The organism is Streptomyces sp. cf386, assembly GCF_900103585.1.
GTDB lineage: Bacteria > Actinomycetota > Actinomycetes > Streptomycetales > Streptomycetaceae > Streptomyces.
Genome location: NZ_FNHV01000007.1, coordinates 267,560 through 285,325 on the forward strand (window position 1 = coordinate 267,560; position 17,766 = coordinate 285,325).

The 17,766-nt window shown below is 69.5% G+C and carries 14 protein-coding genes; 5 read left to right on the top strand and 9 right to left on the bottom strand.

Going from position 1 to position 17,766, the window contains the following annotated elements; all coding sequences use genetic code 11:
• The first annotated feature begins 36 nt into the window (after positions 1–36).
• The 3 genes from BLU79_RS19925 to BLU79_RS19935 all read left to right on the top strand — a co-directional run bounded on the left by BLU79_RS19925 (position 37) and on the right by BLU79_RS19935 (position 4,740).
• On the top strand, positions 37–2,109 hold the full coding sequence (locus BLU79_RS19925) for a TerD family protein (RefSeq protein ID WP_093907167.1): 2,073 nt from the start codon (positions 37–39) through the stop codon (positions 2,107–2,109).
• Positions 2,110–2,341: 232 nt separating this feature from the next.
• Complete coding sequence (locus BLU79_RS19930; protein ID WP_093907168.1) at positions 2,342–3,343, top strand: TerC family protein; 1,002 nt, start codon at positions 2,342–2,344, stop codon at positions 3,341–3,343.
• Positions 3,344–3,639: 296 nt separating this feature from the next.
• Positions 3,640–4,740, top strand: coding sequence for a calcium:cation antiporter (locus BLU79_RS19935; protein ID WP_093907169.1), 1,101 nt, complete (start codon positions 3,640–3,642; stop codon positions 4,738–4,740).
• Between the two features lie 67 nt (positions 4,741–4,807).
• Here the strand turns inward: BLU79_RS19935 and BLU79_RS19940 are convergent, their stop codons facing one another.
• Together BLU79_RS19940 and BLU79_RS19945 are read right to left on the bottom strand one after the other, a co-directional pair.
• A complete protein-coding gene (locus tag BLU79_RS19940; RefSeq protein ID WP_093907170.1) occupies positions 4,808–6,079 on the bottom strand; it encodes an MFS transporter in 1,272 nt (423 codons plus the stop codon).
• A gap of 94 nt (positions 6,080–6,173) precedes the next feature.
• The gene (locus tag BLU79_RS19945; RefSeq protein ID WP_093907171.1) at positions 6,174–7,220 is read right to left on the bottom strand and encodes a S66 family peptidase; all 1,047 of its coding nucleotides are present in this window, start codon (positions 7,218–7,220) and stop codon (positions 6,174–6,176) included.
• 104 nt (positions 7,221–7,324) lie between these two features.
• On the opposite strand from BLU79_RS19945, the gene aroQ reads away from it, so the two are divergent.
• Positions 7,325–7,798, top strand: a complete 474-nt coding sequence (aroQ, locus tag BLU79_RS19950; protein ID WP_093907396.1) for a type II 3-dehydroquinate dehydratase — start codon at positions 7,325–7,327, stop codon at positions 7,796–7,798.
• Between the two features lie 82 nt (positions 7,799–7,880).
• On the opposite strand, the gene BLU79_RS19955 is transcribed toward aroQ, so the two are convergent.
• The 5 genes from BLU79_RS19955 to BLU79_RS19975 form a co-directional block, all read right to left on the bottom strand.
• Entirely contained in the window at positions 7,881–8,609 is a 729-nt protein-coding gene (locus BLU79_RS19955) for an amino acid ABC transporter ATP-binding protein (RefSeq protein WP_093907397.1), read from the bottom strand.
• A gap of 20 nt (positions 8,610–8,629) precedes the next feature.
• Complete coding sequence (locus BLU79_RS19960; protein ID WP_093907172.1) at positions 8,630–9,550, bottom strand: amino acid ABC transporter permease; 921 nt, start codon at positions 9,548–9,550, stop codon at positions 8,630–8,632.
• Positions 9,547–10,431, bottom strand: a complete 885-nt coding sequence (locus tag BLU79_RS19965) for an ABC transporter substrate-binding protein (RefSeq protein ID WP_093907173.1) — start codon at positions 10,429–10,431, stop codon at positions 9,547–9,549. The genes BLU79_RS19960 and BLU79_RS19965 overlap by 4 nt, the downstream gene beginning before the upstream one ends.
• Positions 10,432–10,711: 280 nt before the next feature.
• On the bottom strand, positions 10,712–11,368 hold the full coding sequence (locus BLU79_RS19970) for an MBL fold metallo-hydrolase (RefSeq protein ID WP_093907174.1): 657 nt from the start codon (positions 11,366–11,368) through the stop codon (positions 10,712–10,714).
• A gap of 44 nt (positions 11,369–11,412) precedes the next feature.
• The gene (locus BLU79_RS19975) at positions 11,413–12,099 is read right to left on the bottom strand and encodes a maleylpyruvate isomerase family mycothiol-dependent enzyme (protein ID WP_093907175.1); all 687 of its coding nucleotides are present in this window, start codon (positions 12,097–12,099) and stop codon (positions 11,413–11,415) included.
• A gap of 249 nt (positions 12,100–12,348) precedes the next feature.
• On the opposite strand from BLU79_RS19975, the gene uvrA reads away from it, so the two are divergent.
• Positions 12,349–15,423, top strand: coding sequence for an excinuclease ABC subunit UvrA (gene uvrA / locus BLU79_RS19980; RefSeq protein ID WP_093907176.1), 3,075 nt, complete (start codon positions 12,349–12,351; stop codon positions 15,421–15,423).
• 154 nt (positions 15,424–15,577) lie between these two features.
• On the opposite strand, the gene BLU79_RS19985 is transcribed toward uvrA, so the two are convergent.
• The gene (locus tag BLU79_RS19985) at positions 15,578–16,489 is read right to left on the bottom strand and encodes a carbohydrate kinase family protein (protein WP_093907177.1); all 912 of its coding nucleotides are present in this window, start codon (positions 16,487–16,489) and stop codon (positions 15,578–15,580) included.
• The gene (locus tag BLU79_RS19990) at positions 16,486–17,598 is read right to left on the bottom strand and encodes a LacI family DNA-binding transcriptional regulator (RefSeq protein ID WP_093907178.1); all 1,113 of its coding nucleotides are present in this window, start codon (positions 17,596–17,598) and stop codon (positions 16,486–16,488) included. The genes BLU79_RS19985 and BLU79_RS19990 overlap by 4 nt, the downstream gene beginning before the upstream one ends.
• Between the last annotated feature and the right edge of the window lie 168 nt (positions 17,599–17,766).

Here is a 17,766-nt window from a genome sequence, read left to right on the forward strand (position 1 = left end):
CACGACACGACACAAGCGACACAGGGGGACGAAGGCATGACGGCCGAGCTGGTGCGAGGGCAGAACCACCCGCTCTCCCAGGCCCGTCTGGAGATCCGGGTCTCGGCCGGCACGCCGATCGTGGCCGGAGCCACGCTCGGCGACGAGCAGGGCAGGATCCACGGCGTCGAATGGGTGGCCCACCCCGGCGCCCCCACCCTGCCCGGCCTCGAGGTCTCCCGGCAGGCGGCGGCCGACCACCGCCTCGCGGTGGACCTGGACGCCATGCCGGAGGCCGTCCACCGGGTCAGTGTGCTGCTCGCCCTGCCGACCGGGGTGGGCGGCCCGACCCGGTTCGGCGCCATCGCAACCCCCTTCGTCGCGGTCACCGGCCTCGACGGCACCGAGGTCGCCAGCTACACCATCACCGGTCTGGAGGCCGAGTCAGCCGTCGTCGCCCTGGAGCTCTACCGCCGCCAGGGCGCCTGGAAGGTGCGCGCGATCGGCCAGGGCTACGCCGGCGGCCTCGCCGACCTCCTCACGGACCAGGGCCTGACCCAGGCCCACCAACTCGCCGGCGGCATCAACGAAGCCGTGGCCCAGGGCATGGCGCGCTCGGTGCCGGCGCCACCGCGGACCGACGGCGACCGCTCCCGGCAGACGGCCGCACCGGCGCTCGGCCCGGACCAGGGCGGCCCCGCACCGCAGGGTGCCCCCGGACCCGTACCACCGCAGCCGACGTCGCCGTACGGCACCCAGACACCGGGCGGGCCCGGCCAGTCGGCGGCGCAGCCGGATTCGTACGACATCCAGGCGCCCGGCGTAGCGGGCCAGTCCGCGCCGCAGCCGCCGTATCAGGGCGGAACCGGCGCCACCGATCCCGCCGAGCCGTCCGCGCCCACATCCGGCGGCCCGATCGACTACAGCCACCCGCGCCGCCAGAACGCGGCTCCGCCGCCGCCCCCGCCGACCGGACCCCCGGCCCAGCCCGGGCAACCCGCGCAGCCCGTCGCGGGTGACGCCACCGGCTGGTCCATGGACGAGCGGCTCTACAACCAGGTGTGGGGCATGTTCGAGGACCTGGCCCGGACGACCTCCGCCTACCGCAGCGCGGTCGACTTCGCCGAATCGCGCATGGAGAAGGAGCTCGACCAGGTCCTGTCGGACCCGCGCAGCCGGATCGGCGGACAGGGCGATGCCGCACGCGAGGCGGCCCAGGCCAAGCACGCGCAACTCGTCAACCAGGCCAGGGCGACGCTCGACCGGGACATCGTGCAGCTCACCGCCGAGGCCGAGGTCGTCGAACCCGCGCTGCCGCCCGCCTACGCGCGCTGGGACAACCCCGTCTGGCACGGCTACCGCGTACCGATGGAGATCCCCATGGCCCTGCGCCTGGGCGACCTCCACCTGCCTGAGAGCGCACAGTTGCGCATCCCGATGCTGGTCCGACTGCCGCTGGAGCGCGGTCTGTGGATCGACAGCGGGCGCGGCGGATCACTCGATGGTTCGTTCACTGACTCCCACGATCTGCGGCGCCTCGCCATGGAGACGGCGGTGGCGCACGCTGCCCGGCTGCTCGCCGTCTATCCGGCGGGCGAGTTCACGGTGCATGTCATAGATCCGGCGGGTTCGGGCGCCCAGCCGCTGGCACCGCTGGTGCAGACCGGTGTGCTCGCGGCCCCGCCCGCGTTGGGCGCGGCGGGCGTCGCGGAGGTCCTGGCGCGGCTCACGCAGCGCGTCGATCTGGTGCAGATGGCGGTGCGCGGTGGTGCGCCCGACTCCCTGCCGCCCGGTTTCGACACCTCCGAGCAGCTGCTGATCGTCAACGACTTCCCGCACGGCTTCGACGACCGGGCAGTGAACCAGCTGCGCTACCTGGCGGACGAGGGTCCGGCCGTCGGCGTCCACCTGATGATGGTCGCGGACCGCGAGGAGGCGGCCGGCTACGGCCCGTTGCTCGACCCGTTGTGGCGTTCGCTTTTGCGACTGACGCCCGTTCCGGACGATCACCTCGCCGACCCGTGGGTGGGCCACGCCTGGACCTACGAGCCCTCACTCGTGCCGCTCGGCAGCCAGGTGCTTCAGCAGGTGCTCACGCAGGTCGCCGCAGCTCGCGCCAAGTACCAGTAAAGCGCCCCTGACCAGCACACTTGGCGTTTATTTTGCCAATCGCTTTACCTTTCCTTGGTGATTGGGGTACTGTTCATTGCACGGAGGGGAGTACTCCCTGTCTGTTGTCTGCTGCGACGTACCCGTCAATACGGATCCGGCCAGATCCCGGGGCGTCGGCCCATAGTGGGTGGAAGAGACCTCCGGCGCGCGACGACGCTGACATTTGCCGTTACGTACTGCCGGAGGCGCAGTGGATGTTTCCCCGACCCTATGGGTCCTGACCATCGTGGGCCTTGCCGCCCTTATCGCGGTCGATTTTTTCATCGGCCGCAAGCCGCATGACGTGTCGATCAAGGAAGCCGGGATCTGGACCGTCGTCTGGATCGTCCTGGCGGGCCTCTTCGGGCTCGGCCTGATGATCTTCGGCGGTGGACAGGCAGGCGGCGAGTTCTTCGCGGGCTTCATCACCGAGAAGTCACTGAGTGTCGACAACCTCTTCGTCTTCGTCCTGATCATGGCGAAGTTCGCGGTGCCGTCCCAATACCAGCAGCGGGTGCTGCTGGTCGGTGTCCTCATAGCCCTGGTGCTGCGGGCCATTTTCATCGCAGCGGGTGCCGCGATCCTCGCCAGCTTCGCCTGGGTGTTCTACATCTTCGGTGCCTTCCTGATCTGGACCGCCTGGAAGCTCATCCAGGAGGCCCGGGCCAGCGAGGAGGACGAGGAGTGGGAGGAGAACAAGCTGCTCAAGGCCGCCGAGCGCAGGTTCGGTGTCGCCGACCGCTACCACGGCACCAAGCTGTGGATCCGGGAGAACGGCAAGCGGGTCATGACCCCGATGCTGGTCGTGATGCTGGCGATCGGTACCACTGACGTGCTGTTCGCGCTGGACTCCATCCCGGCGATCTTCGGTCTGACGCAGGACCCGTACATCGTGTTCACGGCCAACGCCTTCGCGCTGATGGGTCTGCGGCAGCTGTACTTCCTCATCGGTGGCCTGCTGAAGAAGCTGGTCCACCTCAGCTACGGTCTGTCGATCATCCTGGGCTTCATCGGTGTGAAGCTGGTGCTGCACGCGCTGCACGAGTCCGGCGTCCACGTCCCCGAGATCAGCATTCCGGTCTCGCTCGGCGTGATCTGCGCGGTCCTGATCGTCACCACGATCACCAGCCTGAGGGCTTCGAAGAAGCAGGCGGCGGCCGAGGCGGCACAGGAGCGGAGCGAAGGCACTCCGAAGGACAGCATCGACGTCTGACCAAGTCGGACGTAGGAACAACCAACACCGGGAGTGGTGCCCAGCGAATCGCCGAGCACCGCTCCTGGTGCTTTGTTGTCCGCGGGGTTTCCTCGACCGGCGACCAAGTCTCGCGGAGCAGACGGCCGCGCTGTGCAGCAGGGCGCCGTCCTTCACGGACTGCGACGTACAGGAGACGACCGATTTCGCGTAGCGACATACGACCCACAGGAACCCCGCACCCCGAGGGCACGGGGCCACCCGACACCCACCCGGACCGGAATGCGAACCCCCAAGCCCTCTGCGACGATCGCTCCATGATCGATCGGCTCAGGCCGCTCACGACCCGGTGGACGTCCTTCGTGCCGGTGCTCGCGGTCGTCCTGCTGGTCTTCACCTGGGGACGGGACCTGCCCGGCTGGGTCGTCGCCCTGGCGACGCTCGTCCTCGCGGGGGCCGTCCTGGCCGCCGTGCACCACGCCGAAGTGATCGCCCACAGAGTCGGTGAACCCTTCGGCTCCCTGGTCCTCGCCGTCGCTGTCACGATCATCGAGGTCGCCCTGATCGTGACCCTGATGGCGGACGGCGGCGACAAGAGCTCCACCCTCGCCCGGGACACCGTCTTCGCAGCCGTGATGATCACCTGCAACGGCATCGTCGGCCTCTGCCTGCTGGTCGCCTCGCTGCGACACCGTACGGCGGTGTTCAACCCCGAGGGCACCGGAGCCGCGCTCGCGACGGTCGCCACCCTGGCCACGCTCAGCCTGGTGCTGCCGACGTTCACGACGAGCAAGCCCGGGCCGGAGTTCTCCACCGTCCAGCTGACGTTCGCGGCGCTCTCCTCGTTGATCCTCTACGGCCTGTTCGTGGCGACCCAGACCGTGCGGCACCGCGACTACTTCCTGCCCATCACCCGGCAGGGCCAAGTGATCACTGTGGACGACCACGCCACCGCGCCCTCCGCCCGCACCGCCTTGATCAGCCTGGGGCTGCTGTGCCTGGCCCTGATCGGCGTGGTCGGCCTGGCCAAGGGCGTGTCGCCCACCATCGAGTCCGGCGTGGCGGCCGCCGACCTGCCTCACGCCGTCGTCGGCGTGATCATCGCCCTGCTGGTGCTGCTCCCCGAGACGATCGCCGCGCTGCGCTCCGCCCGCCGTGACCGTGTGCAGACCAGCCTGAACCTCGCGCTCGGCTCGGCGATGGCCAGCATCGGCCTGACCATCCCCGCCGTCGCCCTGGCCTCCATCTGGCTCTCCGGCCCCCTCGTCCTCGGCCTCGGCCCCACTCACATGGTGCTGCTCGCCCTGACGGTGGTGGTGAGCGCGCTGACGGTGGTGCCGGGCCGGGCGACGCCGCTCCAGGGCGGCGTCCACCTGGTGCTGTTCGCGGCGTATCTGGAGCTCGCGCTCAATCCGTAGCCGCCGTCGCTTCTGGAGCGCGCGCCCAAGTCGTGGCCGCCGTCTTTCCTGTGTGCAGTGAAGCCCGTCACCCGGTGGCGGGCTTCACTGCCTCAGCGGTTGCCGGACGCGTCTCCGGCAGCAGTGCGAAGCACCCCAGGCTGAGCAGTGCGATCCCCGTCAGATACGCCCCCACACCCCAGGGCACCCGGCCGCCCTGCTCGGCGAGCGCGGTCGCCGCGATCGGCGTGAGTGCGCCCCCGAGAACGCCACCGAGGTTGTAGCCCACCGCGGCGCCGGTGCAGCGCACCCGGGGCTCGTACAACTCCGGCAGATACGCGGCGATCACGGCGAACATCGTGATGAACGCGAGCATCGCCCCGAGGAAGCCCAGGAACATCAGCAACGGCTCGCCCGTGGCGAGGAGCGCGACCATCGGGAACATCCAGAGGGCGGCGGCAGTGCATCCGATCAGGGTCAGGGGCCGCCGCCCGTACCGGTCGCCGAGCACCGCCGCCACCGGTGTGAGCGAGCCCTTCACCAGGACCACGGCCATGATGCAGGTCAGCATGACGCTGCGGTCCACTCCGAGTCGCTCCGTGGCGTAGGCGAGGGACCAGGTGGTCACGGCGTAGAAGATCGCGTATCCGATGGCGAGCGCCCCGGCCGTCAGCAGCACCAGCCGCCAGTGGTCGCGCACGACCTCGGCGAGCGGCACGCGCGCGTGGTCGTCGATTTCGAGGAACCGGGGACTCTCGGTGAGCGACGACCGCAGCCACAGCCCCACCACGGCCAGCACGCCGGCCGCCCAGAAGGGCACCCGCCATCCCCACGCGGCGAACTGCGCCTCGGTCAGCGTCGCCGACAGCGCCAGCACCACCCCATTGGCGAGCAGGAAGCCGACCGCGGGCCCGACCTGCGGGAAGCTGGACCACAGACCGCGTCGCTCGACCGGCGCGTGCTCCACGGTCAGCAGTACGGCACCACCCCACTCGCCGCCGAGGCCGAGCCCCTGCAGAAAGCGCAGCACGAGCAGCAGCAGGGGAGCGAACACACCGATCGTGTCGTACGTCGGTACGCAGCCGACCGCGACCGTGGAGGCACCGGTCAGCAGCAGCGAGGCGACGAGGACCGGCCGACGTCCGTGCCGGTCGCCGATGTGCCCGAACAGCACCGACCCCAGTGGCCGGGCCACAAAGCCCACGCCGAACGTCACGAAGGCGGCCAGGGTCCCCGCGACCGGCGAGAACGTCGGGAAGAACAGTGGGCCCAGGACCAGCGCCGCAGCGGTGCCGTAGACGAAGAAGTCGTAGAACTCGATGGCTGTCCCGGCGAGCGAGGCAGTCGCGAGCCGCAGCATGGAGGGAGTCTTAACGGTGCGTACATCTTGCATGCTGCGTCAACTACCCACGGTGACCACGGGTTACGGGGGCGTACGGGCGCGCGGGGCTTCGTCAGTAGGTGACGGTGATGCGCCGGGCCGGCCCGTCGACGCGGACGATTCCGCCGTAGGGGATGACGAGTTGCGGGTCGGTGTGGCCGAAGTCCACGTCGAAGACGATCGGGGTGTTGGGGGCATACGCACGCATGGCCCGTAGCACGGCCTCACGTTGCTCGGCTGCGTAACTAGCGGCAACCTCCGGGCTGTTGGGACGCTCGAAGGACCAGGTCTTCGCCCGGCCCATGAGCAGGCCCGAGAAGCGCTGGAGCAGCCCGCGCTCGCCCATGTTCCGGAGGGTCCGGAAGACCTCGTTGGCGTTCGGCATCTCCTCCGAGGTCTCCAGCAGCAGTACTCCACCGTCGTACTCCGAGAGGTCACGCGCGATCTCCCGGTCGGCCATCAGCAGCCAGCCGACGATCTCCAGACAGCCGCCCCAGGTGCGGCCCTCCACCACCCGGTCGGCGTTCACCCAGGTCCATCCGCCGCCGGGCCTCGTCTCCGGCTCCGCGTCGAAGGTCGCCGGGTCGGCCCAGTCGCGGTCGATGTCGTTCCAGCGCTCGGCGGGCCGGAGTTCGTACTCACCGGAGGTGAACAGTGCGGCCCGCAGTGATTCGGCGGTCAACGGTTCCATGGCGACGGATCGGCCCAGCGCAGTCATCACGGTCGCTCCGTGATACCCGACGATCCCCGAGTTACGCAGATACATGAGCAGGTTCGTGTTGTCACTCATCCCGAAGAACGGCTTCGGGTTCGCCCGGATCAACTCGCGGTCCAGCAGCGGCAGCACGGTGATCTGGTCGTCGCCGCCGATGGACGCGATGACCGCCTTGATTCCGGGGTCGGCGAACGCGGCGTGGATGTCGTCGGCCCGCTCCTGCGGGGTCGAGCCCATCTTGCGGGTCGCCGGGTACTCGACCGGTTCGAGCTCGTAGTCCTTGCGCAGCCGCTCCAGGCCCAGTTCAAAGGGGCGCGGGAACAGGCCGGGCAGGCCCGCGCCGGGGGAGATGACGGCGATGCGGTCGCCGGGGGAGGGCTTGGGAGGGTACGAGATCATGGTCATGACTGGAGGGTAGGACCCGCGGCCTGGGCCTTGCACCGTGATAAACCGGGGTCTGAGCAGCGGTGGTCGACGGACCGCCCGACCCCGAACGGACCGGAGGAACCGTGCCCCGCACCCTGGCCAACGCCCCGATCATGATTCTCAACGGCCCCAACCTGAACCTGCTCGGCCAGCGCCAGCCGGAGATCTACGGCTCCGAGACCCTGGCCGATGTCGAGGCCCTGTGCGCGAAGGCGGCGGCCGCGCACGGCGGCACGATCGACTTCCGGCAGTCCAACCACGAGGGTGAGTTGGTCGACTGGATCCACGAGGCACGGCTGAACCACTGCGGGATCGTGATCAACCCCGGCGCCTATTCGCACACGTCGGTTGCGATTCTGGACGCACTCAACACCTGTGACGGACTGCCCGTGTTGGAGGTCCACATCTCAAACATCCACAAGCGCGAGTCGTTCCGGCACCACTCGTACGTCTCCCTGCGCGCCGACGGCGTCATCGCGGGGTGCGGTGTGCAGGGATACGCCTTCGGGGTGGAGCGGATCGCGGCGCTTGCGGGCGCTGGGCAGTCGGACACCTGACCTGGACGGGCGGGGCGGGCGGCCACAAGACGTAGGCGGCGGTGCGGATGTGTAAGGACCGCCCCGCCACTGCGAGCGGTCCTTACAGCCGCCCCGCCTCCACGATCCGCCGCAGGAAGCGCTGAGTGCGCTCCTGCTGCGGATCGCCGAAGATCTGCTCGGCCGTGCCGCGCTCCAGCACCACGCCTCCGTCCAGAAAGCAAACCTGGTCGGCGACCTCGCGCGCGAACCCCATCTCATGGGTGGCCAGCACCATGGTCATCCCGTCCCCCTTCAAGTCGCGGACGACGGTGAGGACTTCGCCCACGAGCTCCGGGTCGAGCGCGGCGGTGACCTCGTCGAGCAGCAGCAGTCGGGGTCGTACGGCGATCGCGCGCACGATCGCGACGCGCTGCTGCTGGCCGCCGCTCAGCCGATCCGGGTACTCGCCGGCCTTCTCGGCCAACCCGAGCCGCTCCAGCAGCTCACGCGCGCGTGCCTCGGCCTCCGTGCGGGACACGCCGTGCACACGGCGTGGGGCGAGAGTGATGTTCTCCAGGACCGTCATGTGCGGGAAGAGGTTGTACGCCTGGAACACCACGCCGATACGGCGCCGTACGGCGTCCTGGTCGACGCGCGGATCGGTGATCTCCTCGCCGTCCAGCCAGATAGCGCCGTCGTCGATGTCCTCCAGGAGGTTCGCGCACCGCAGCAGCGTCGACTTGCCGGAGCCGGAGGCACCGATCAGCGCGGTCACCGTGTGCGGGGCGACCTCCAGGTCGATGTCCCGCAGCACGACCGAGCCGCCGAAGGTCTTGCGGACGGACTCCATGCGCAGCACAGGTGCGTCGCTCACAGGGCTCCTCCTTGGGCGCGCCGACGGTCCATCCGGGCCGTCACCCAGTCCGTGAAGCGGGTCATCGGGATGGTCAGCGCCACGAAGACCAAGCCGGCGACGATGTACGGCGTGTAGTTGAGGCTGCGTCCCACGACGATGTCCGCGGCGCGTACGGCGTCCACCGCGCCGCCGATCGACACCAGGCCGGTGTCCTTCTGCAGTGACACCAGGTCGTTCAGCAAAGGCGGCACCTGCCGGCGCACCGCCTGGGGCAGGACGACGTGCCGCAGCGCCTGCCGGTTGGTGAGGCCGAGGGAGCGGGCCGCGGCGCGCTGCGAGGGGTGCACGGACTCGATGCCCGCGCGGAACACTTCGGCGACGTACGCCGAATACGTCAGCGTCAGCGCCGTACCGCCCAGCAGCACCGGATCGACGGTCACGCCCTGCAGCCGCAGCGCGGGGACGCCGAGGACGACGATCATGAGGTTGACGATGAGCGGTAGGCCCCGGAAGAAGTCCGTGTACGCCGCCGCCAGCGCGCGCAGAGGGAAGAACACCGGGCCGCGCAGCGTGCGCGCGACGGCGATGAGCATGCCGAGAACCAGCACGGCCACGCCGCAGATCAGCAGCAGCCGGACATTGAGCCAGAGCCCTTCGAGGACCTTGGGAAACGCCTCGCGCGCGTACTCCCAGCTGAAGAACGTCTCCTTGGTGCGTGGCCAGCCCGGTGCGTTGACCACGACCAGGTAGAGAACGACGCCGGTGACCAGGGTGGAGAGGGCGGCGATCGCCGTGGCGCGGCGGGCGCGGGCGCGCTTGTAGCGCTCGCGGTCGAGACGTCGCTGGGAGGGGACGTAGTCGTCGCCACCCGCTCCGGACATGTCACCGTTGTCGTCGGCGCCCCCGTGGCCGGACTCCTGCTTCGTGACCGTCACTTGAGTACCGGGGCGTCGACTGCGTCCGACAGCCACTGCTGCTCGAGCTTGGCCAGGGTGCCGTTCTCGCGCAGGGTGTCCACGGCGTCAGTCACGCACGCGGTGAGCGCGCTGCCCTTGTCGAGCACGAGCCCGAACTGCTCCGGCGTACCGCCCTGGTTCTCGAACTGGCCGACGATGGTCGCGTCCGTCACCTCGGCCGCGGTGATGTAGAAGGCGGTCGGCAGGTCGACGACGATGGCGTCGACCTGACCGTTCTTCAGCGCGGACTTGGCCTGGTCGTTCTTGGCGTACGCGGCGGCCTCCTGGGTCGGCTTCACCACGTCGTCGATGTAACTGAGGCTGGTGGTGCCGACCTGGGCGCCCAGCTTGAGACCCTTCAGGTCCGCGACGCTCTGGGCCTTGGCCGCCTTGCTGTCCTTCAGCGCGATGACGGCCTGGCGGACGTCGTAGTAGCCGGACGAGAAGTCCACGGCCTTTTTGCGCTCGTCACTGATGGACACCTGGTTGATGTCGAAGTCGAAGGTCTTCTCGCCGGGCGCGAAGGCCTTGTTGAACGGCACGCTCTGCCAGACGACGGCACTCTTGTCGTAGCCGAGCTGCTTCGCCACCGCGTAGGCGACCGCCGACTCGAAGCCCTCACCATTGGCGGGCTTGTCGTCCTTGAACCAGGGCTCGTACGCCGGCTCGTCGGTGGCGATCGTCAGCTTGCCGGAGGTCTGGGTGGCCAACTTGCCCTTGGCGCAGGTGTGCCCGGCCGACCCCGACGGCGTGTCGGCGGCCTTGCCGTCCGGCTGCGGAGCACAGCCGAGGGCGGTGGCGAGGAGGGCTGTCGTTGCGACGGCGACGGCGCGGCGCAGCGCGCGAGGGGCAGGGTGCATGGCGGGAGATTGACAGTACACCGTCGCTTTTGTCGAGGTCACGACGGTGAATGTCCGCATAGTGGGAACGGGTGTTGCGTTCCTGTGAATTGTCCCCTCGGCAGTCGCCGGGGCCGCCGGCCGAGGGCGGGGATTTAGACCGGCGGCCCGTACCGCTCAGGAGCCGTCATCCTGTGCGGGGCTGCTTCCAGTTGACTGCGCAACAACGTCCGCCGGGAGCGCGCGCATGACACCGGCTCGTGTGAATGGTTCACACGGGGCGCGTACGCGGGGCGCGCACTCACCAGCCGCGCGCGTGCCACTCCGGCAGATGGGGCCGTTCCGCGCCCAGCGTCGTGTCGTTGCCGTGGCCCGGGTAGACCCAGGTCTCGTCCGGCAGTACGCCGAAGATCTTCGTCTCGACGTCGTGGATCAGGCTGGCGAACGCCTCTGGATCCTTACGGGTGTTGCCCACACCGCCCGGGAACAGGCAGTCCCCGGTGAACACATGGGGATGCCCGTGCGGGTCGTCGTAGACGAGGGCGATCGAGCCCGGCGTGTGCCCGACCAGGTGGCGCGCGGTGAGCTCCACGCGCCCCACCTGGATGATGTCGCCGTCATCGACCAGGACGTCGGTCGACACAGGGATGCCCTCGGCGTCGTCGCGTCCGGCATAGGTGCGCGCGCCGGTCCCCTCGACGACCGCGGCGAGCGCCTGCCAGTGGTCGCCGTGCTGGTGCGTGGTGACGACGGACGCGATGCCGTCGTCACCGATCATGCCGAGCAGCGTGTCCGCCTCGTTGGCGGCGTCGATCAGCAGCTGCTCGTCCGTGGCCCGGCAGCGCAGCAGATAGGCGTTGTTGTCCATCGGGCCGACCGCGATCTTGGTGATCATCAGGTCCTTGAGCTCGTGCACGTCGGCGGGGCCGCCGACCGTCACCTGTCCGCTGTAGGTCATGTCGGCAGCCTATAGCCGCACAGGGGGCGCTGGGCCGTCAGGCGTTACAGCGGGGGAAGCGGCGGCAGCGTGCCGCCCTCCGTGCTGAGGGCGGCCCCGTCGCGGCGGCCGGCGAGCCAGCCGAGCAGGTCGGGTGCGGACCCTTGGACGGTGACCTCGGCAGCGCCCGCCTCCCGGCCCGTGTTCCACGCGCGCGTGCCGTCCGAGAGGCGAGTCGGCGGCACATCGGGGTGCCCGGTGAACCGCTCCGCGAGGAAGTCGATCTCCCGCTCCACGAACTCAGTCGGCAGGTCCTCCAGCTCGTACCCGATCCCGAGATCCACATGGTGCAGTTCCACCTCCACCCACCGCCGGAACGGCACCCGGGCCGCCGCGTCGGTGACGCCGTTGCGCAGCTCCACCGTGCGCGACCAGTCCGCGGGAGCCACTCCCGTGTCCTGGAAGCGGGCCGCGCTCTCGCGCACGTCTGTGAGCTGGACCTCGAGGAGGCGCGGGGCGTCGCGGTCGATGTCGGCGTCCCGGGCGGTGGCGGAGACGTACATGGGGCGCCCTTCGAGGACGTTCACGAGGGCGTCCGCGTTGCGGGCGAGATGGGCGAGGACGTGGCCGCGGCTCCAGCCGGGGAGCCGTGACGGCTCGGCCACCGATGCGTTGTCCAGCTTGGCCGCTGCGGTGAGCAGCCGATCGGTCGCTTCACGTACAGACACCAGGTCACGAGCGTGATCAATCATGGTGCTGACACTAGCCCCGCCACACCTTTGGGTGAAGGTGGTGAACGAGTGCCGTAAATCGAATGCGCGTGCTATAGGGTCGGTCGTGGCGTCGGGCATGCTGGATGGCCCGGGATTGTTCTCGCATACGGGAATCCGACCGGCGTTGTCAGTGGCTCCCCCTAGTCTGAGAAATCACGGGGGCCTAGTCCGAGAAAGCACGGGGGCCTCGCCCCCCTGTCACTTCTCTCAAGAAAGGTGCGGACCGGCGTGGCCGACCGTCTCATCGTCCGTGGCGCGCGCGAGCACAACCTGAAGAATGTCTCGCTCGACCTGCCGCGCGACTCGCTCATCGTCTTCACGGGCCTGTCGGGGTCGGGCAAGTCCTCGCTGGCCTTCGACACCATCTTCGCCGAGGGGCAGCGCCGCTACGTGGAGTCGCTGTCATCGTACGCCCGGCAGTTCCTCGGCCAGATGGACAAGCCGGATGTCGACTTCATCGAGGGTCTGTCCCCGGCGGTCTCCATCGACCAGAAGTCGACGTCGCGCAACCCGCGCTCGACGGTCGGCACCATCACCGAGGTCTACGACTACCTGCGTCTGCTCTTCGCGCGCATCGGCAAGCCGCACTGCCCCGAGTGCGGCCGCCCCATCTCGCGCCAGTCGCCGCAGGCCATCGTCGACAAGGTCCTGGAGCTGCCGGAGGGGAGCCGCTTCCAGGTGCTGTCGCCGCTCGTGCGCGAGCGCAAGGGCGAGTTCGTCGACCTCTTCGCCGATCTCCAGACCAAGGGCTACTCCCGCGCGCGGGTGGACGGCGAGACGATCCAGCTGTCCAACCCGCCCACGCTGAAGAAGCAGGAGAAGCACACCATCGAGGTGGTCGTCGACCGCCTCACGGTCAAGGACTCGGCCAAGCGTCGCCTCACCGACTCCGTGGAGACCGCCCTCGGCCTGTCCGGCGGCATGGTCGTGCTCGACTTCGTCGACCTCCCCCAGGGCGACCCGGAGCGCGAGCGCATGTACTCGGAGCACCTGTACTGCCCGTACGACGACCTCTCCTTCGAGGAGCTGGAGCCGCGCTCCTTCTCCTTCAACTCGCCCTTCGGCGCCTGCCCCGAGTGCACCGGTATCGGCACGCGCATGGAGGTCGACCCCGAGCTGATCGTCCCGGACGAGGACAAGTCCCTCGACGAGGGCGCCATCCACCCCTGGTCGCACGGCCACACCAAGGACTACTTCGGCCGCCTGATCGGAGCCCTCGCGGAGGCGCTGGGATTCCGTACGGACATTCCCTTCGCGGGTCTGCCGCAGCGCGCCAGGAAGGCCCTGCTCCACGGTCACAAGACGCAGATCGAGGTCCGGTACCGCAACCGGTACGGCCGTGAGCGTGTGTACACGACGCCCTTCGAAGGCGCCGTCCCCTTCGTCAAGCGCCGGCACAGCGAGGCCGAGAGCGACGCCAGCCGCGAGCGCTTCGAGGGGTACATGCGCGAGGTGCCCTGCCCCACCTGTGAGGGCACGCGACTGAAGCCGATCGTCCTCGCGGTCACGATCATGGAGAAGTCGATCGCCGAGGTCTCCGCGATGTCCATCAGCGACTGCGCGGAGTTCCTGGGCGAGCTGAAGCTCAACGCCCGCGACAAGAAGATCGCCGAGCGCGTGCTGAAGGAGGTCAACGAGCGGCTGCGGTTCCTGGTCGACGTCGGCCTCGACTACCTCTCGCTCAACCGCGCGGCGGGCACACTCTCCGGCGGCGAGGCCCAGCGCATCCGCCTGGCCACCCAGATCGGCTCCGGCCTGGTCGGCGTGCTCTACGTCCTCGACGAGCCGTCCATCGGCCTGCACCAGCGTGACAACCACCGGCTGATCGAGACCCTGGTCCGGCTGCGCGACATGGGCAACACGCTCATCGTCGTCGAGCACGACGAGGACACCATCAAGACCGCCGACTGGGTCGTCGACATCGGCCCCGGCGCCGGTGAGCACGGCGGCAAGGTCGTGCACAGCGGCTCCCTGAAGGAGCTGCTCGCCAACGCCGAGTCGCAGACCGGGCAGTACCTGTCCGGCAAGAAGGCGATCCCGCTGCCCGACATCCGCCGCCCGCAGGACCCGTCCCGTCGGCTCACAGTGCACGGCGCCCGCGAGAACAACCTCCAGGACATCGACGTGTCCTTCCCGCTGGGCGTGTTCACCGCGGTCACCGGTGTGTCCGGCTCCGGCAAGTCGACGCTGGTCAACGACATCCTTTACACGCACCTGGCGCGCGAGCTCAACGGCGCGCGCAACGTCCCCGGGCGGCACACGCGCGTGGACGGCGACGACCTCGTCGACAAGGTCGTGCATGTCGACCAGTCGCCCATCGGCCGCACCCCGCGCTCGAACCCGGCGACGTACACCGGCGTCTTCGACCACATCCGCAAGCTGTTCGCCGAGACCACCGAGGCGAAGGTCCGCGGCTACATGCCGGGCCGGTTCTCCTTCAACGTCAAGGGCGGCCGCTGCGAGAACTGCGCGGGCGACGGCACCATCAAGATCGAGATGAACTTCCTCCCGGACGTGTACGTCCCGTGCGAGGTCTGCCACGGCGCCCGGTACAACCGGGAGACCCTGGAGGTCCACTACAAGGGCAAGTCCATCTCCGAGGTCCTGAACATGCCGATCGAAGAGGCCATGGACTTCTTCGAGGCCGTTCCGGCGATCAACCGCCACCTCAAGACGCTGAACGACGTCGGCCTCGGCTACGTCCGCCTCGGCCAGTCCGCCACCACCCTGTCCGGCGGCGAGGCCCAGCGGGTGAAGCTCGCCAGCGAGCTGCAGAAGCGCTCCACCGGCCGCACGGTCTACGTCCTCGACGAGCCGACCACCGGTCTGCACTTCGAGGACATCAGCAAGTTGCTGAAGGTCCTCGCCGGTCTGGTCGACAAGGGCAACACGGTCATCGTCATCGAGCACAACCTCGACGTGATCAAGACCGCGGACTGGGTCGTGGACATGGGTCCCGAGGGCGGCGCCGGCGGTGGCCTCGTCATCGCCGAGGGCACGCCCGAGGAGATCGCCGCGGTCCCGGCCAGCCACACCGGCAAGTTCCTGCGCGAGATCCTCGGTGCCGACCGGATCAGCGACGCGTCCTCGGTGAAGGCCCCACGCAAGACCGCGGCCAAGAAGACGGTGGCGGCAGGAGCGACGGCGAGGAAGACCGCGACAGCCAAGACCACGAAGGCGGCCGCGACCACGAAGACGACCGGGACCACGAAGGCGGCCAACAACAAGGCCACCGACAAGGCGGCCGGGGCCACGAAGAAGGCGGCGCCCGCCAAGAAGACCACCCGGGCCCGCAAGGCCTGAAGCGTGCGGGCAACGGGCCCGAACAAATCCTGAGAAGTGCGGCGCCCCGCGGGAACTCCCCGCGGGGCGCCGTCCGTTGCACGGTCAGCCGCCCGATCCAGGTGGTCGTGACGGACCTTGACTCCTCAACAGTGGAATGGAAAGGGAACGCCTCCTAGAAGTCCCTCAGTTCGGAGGCGTACGGCGGCTCAGCGCCCGCCCGGGAGCAGGTGATCGCGGCAGCCCGCGCCGCGAACCGCAACAGCCGTGTCCAGCCGTCGGCGCCCAGTCCCACGAGCGCCTCGGCGGACAGGGCATCCTGGGCGGCCAGGCCGTGCAACAGGGCCGCGTTCACGGTGTCGCCCGCACCGATCGTGTCCACGACGTCGACCCCCTCACCCGGTACGGAGTGCACCCCGCCGTCCCGCGTGAACGCTGTCAGCCCGTCACCGCCCTGAGTGATCACGACGGCCGCAGGCCCCGCGGCCAGCCACTCGCGCGGCGTGCCACCCAGCCACAGCGCGTCCTCCTCGGAGAGCTTGAGCAACGACACCGACGGCAGCCAGCTCTTGAACCGCGCCCGGTAGCCGTCCGGGTCGGGGATGAGCCCGGCCCGGATGTTCGGGTCGAGCGCGGTGAACACCCCTTGCTCGGCCGCGCTTCGCATCAGCTCCTCATAGGCGCTCGCCCCCGGTTCCAGGACGAGCGAGCAGGTGCCGAAGGAGACCGCGCGGGTCCGCGCGGGTAGCTCCGCCGGTGCTGTGAAGAGCCGGTCGGCCGTGCCATCGACATAGAAGGAATAGGCGGCCGAGCCGTTCGCGTCGATGGTGGCGACCGCGAGTGTGGTCGGCTCGGTCCCGCGCTGCACGGCCGACACGTCCACCCCGGTCTCCCGCAACCCGCCGAGCAGGGCCTCCCCGAACGCGTCGTAGGAGGTGCGGGAGCAGAAGGCCGTGGGGGAGCCGAGCCGGCCCAGGGCCACGGCGGTGTTGTAGGGGCCGCCGCCGAGCGCCGGCTTCAGGCTCGCGAGGGCGCCCGTGCCCTGCGGTACCAGGTCGATCAGGGCCTCACCGGCGACGACGATCACGAGACGGTTCCTTTCACGGACGTCAGGGGCTGTTCGGGACTGTCGGATGTCAGGGGCCTGGCGGTGCCCTCGGGTTTCCCGGACCCCTGTGGCTGCTCGGGGCAACCGCATGAGGTGCGGTGTACGAAGGTGCAGGGGAGACGCAGCGTCCGGGCGGGTCGGTCCGGCGAGGCGAGACGGTCCAGCAGCACACGGACCGCCTCGGCGCCGATGTCCTTGCTGGGCTGGGCTATCGCGGTGAGCCGGGGCGAGAACAGGTCGGCCCAGGCGAAATCGTCGACGCAACACAGCGCGATGTCGTCGGGCACGGACAGACTCCGGTCGCGCAGGGCACGCAGGGCGCCGATCGTCATCGCGTTGTTGGCGGTGACGAGCGCGGTGGGCGGTGCGCCCAGCGACAGCAGTGCGCCGGTGGCCTGTTCGGCGCCGGCCGACTCGGAGTTGCCGTGCACCACGAGGCGTTCGTCGTAGGCGAGCCCGGCGGTTGCGAGTCCGTCCCGGTATCCGGTGAGTCGCTCGTCGGTGGTGCTGAGTCCGGGCAGGCCCGCGATCAGGGCGATCCGCCGGTGGCCGAGTCCGGCGAGATGCGTGACCAGCCGGGCCACGGGTTCGGCGCTGTCGGCGCAGACCTGGTCGAAGCGCGGCGAGCCGCCCGCCGGGTTGTCGACCACCCGGTCCAGGAGGACGGTCGGCACCTTGTGGCGCCCGAGGTAGGCGATCAGTTCGCGCGGGTCGGCGGAAGGCGCGACGATCATGCCGTCCACCCGGCGTTCGTGCAAAAGCTGGACGACCTTGCGTTCATGCACCGGATCGTCGTGCGGGTCGGCGATCAGCAGGCTGTAGCCGTGTTGCAGGGCTGCCGCCTCGACACCCTGGAGTATCTCCGTGAAGTACGGGTTGCTGATCGCCGACACCGCGAGCCCTATGGACCGGGTGCGGGAAGTCACCAGGGAACGGGCGAGGGTGTTGGGCGTGTAGCCGAGTTCGTCCATGGCGTCCAGCACCGCCTGGCGGGTGTGGGGCAGCACCGGCCGGGTGCCGTTCAGCACATGCGAGACGGTCGCCACGGACACGCCGGCGCTCCGCGCGACGTCGGCCATGGTTGCCATCTGATCCCCTCCCGGTTCCGCCTGTGCCGCGCCCCTCCCCGGGCCGCCGCGGGTCTTCTGGCCGGGAACGTATCCCATTCGGAGCCAGACGTAAACGCTTGCGCAATCGTTTACGTACCGTCCTGGGCTGCCAAGGGAGCGTCAAGCCGTGCCGAATCGGCCTGTACC

Coding starts and splice junctions, on each gene's coding strand:
- BLU79_RS19965 (WP_093907173.1), bottom strand. CDS start 10,431: ATGCACCCTGCCCCTCGCGCGCTGCGCCGCGCCGTCGCCGTCGCAACG.
- BLU79_RS19940 (WP_093907170.1), bottom strand. CDS start 6,079: ATGCTGCGGCTCGCGACTGCCTCGCTCGCCGGGACAGCCATCGAGTTC.
- BLU79_RS19945 (WP_093907171.1), bottom strand. CDS start 7,220: ATGACCATGATCTCGTACCCTCCCAAGCCCTCCCCCGGCGACCGCATC.
- BLU79_RS19935 (WP_093907169.1), top strand. CDS start 3,640: ATGATCGATCGGCTCAGGCCGCTCACGACCCGGTGGACGTCCTTCGTG.
- BLU79_RS19955 (WP_093907397.1), bottom strand. CDS start 8,609: ATGGAGTCCGTCCGCAAGACCTTCGGCGGCTCGGTCGTGCTGCGGGAC.
- BLU79_RS19970 (WP_093907174.1), bottom strand. CDS start 11,368: ATGACCTACAGCGGACAGGTGACGGTCGGCGGCCCCGCCGACGTGCAC.
- BLU79_RS19925 (WP_093907167.1), top strand. CDS start 37: ATGACGGCCGAGCTGGTGCGAGGGCAGAACCACCCGCTCTCCCAGGCC.
- BLU79_RS19990 (WP_093907178.1), bottom strand. CDS start 17,598: ATGGCAACCATGGCCGACGTCGCGCGGAGCGCCGGCGTGTCCGTGGCG.
- BLU79_RS19975 (WP_093907175.1), bottom strand. CDS start 12,099: ATGATTGATCACGCTCGTGACCTGGTGTCTGTACGTGAAGCGACCGAT.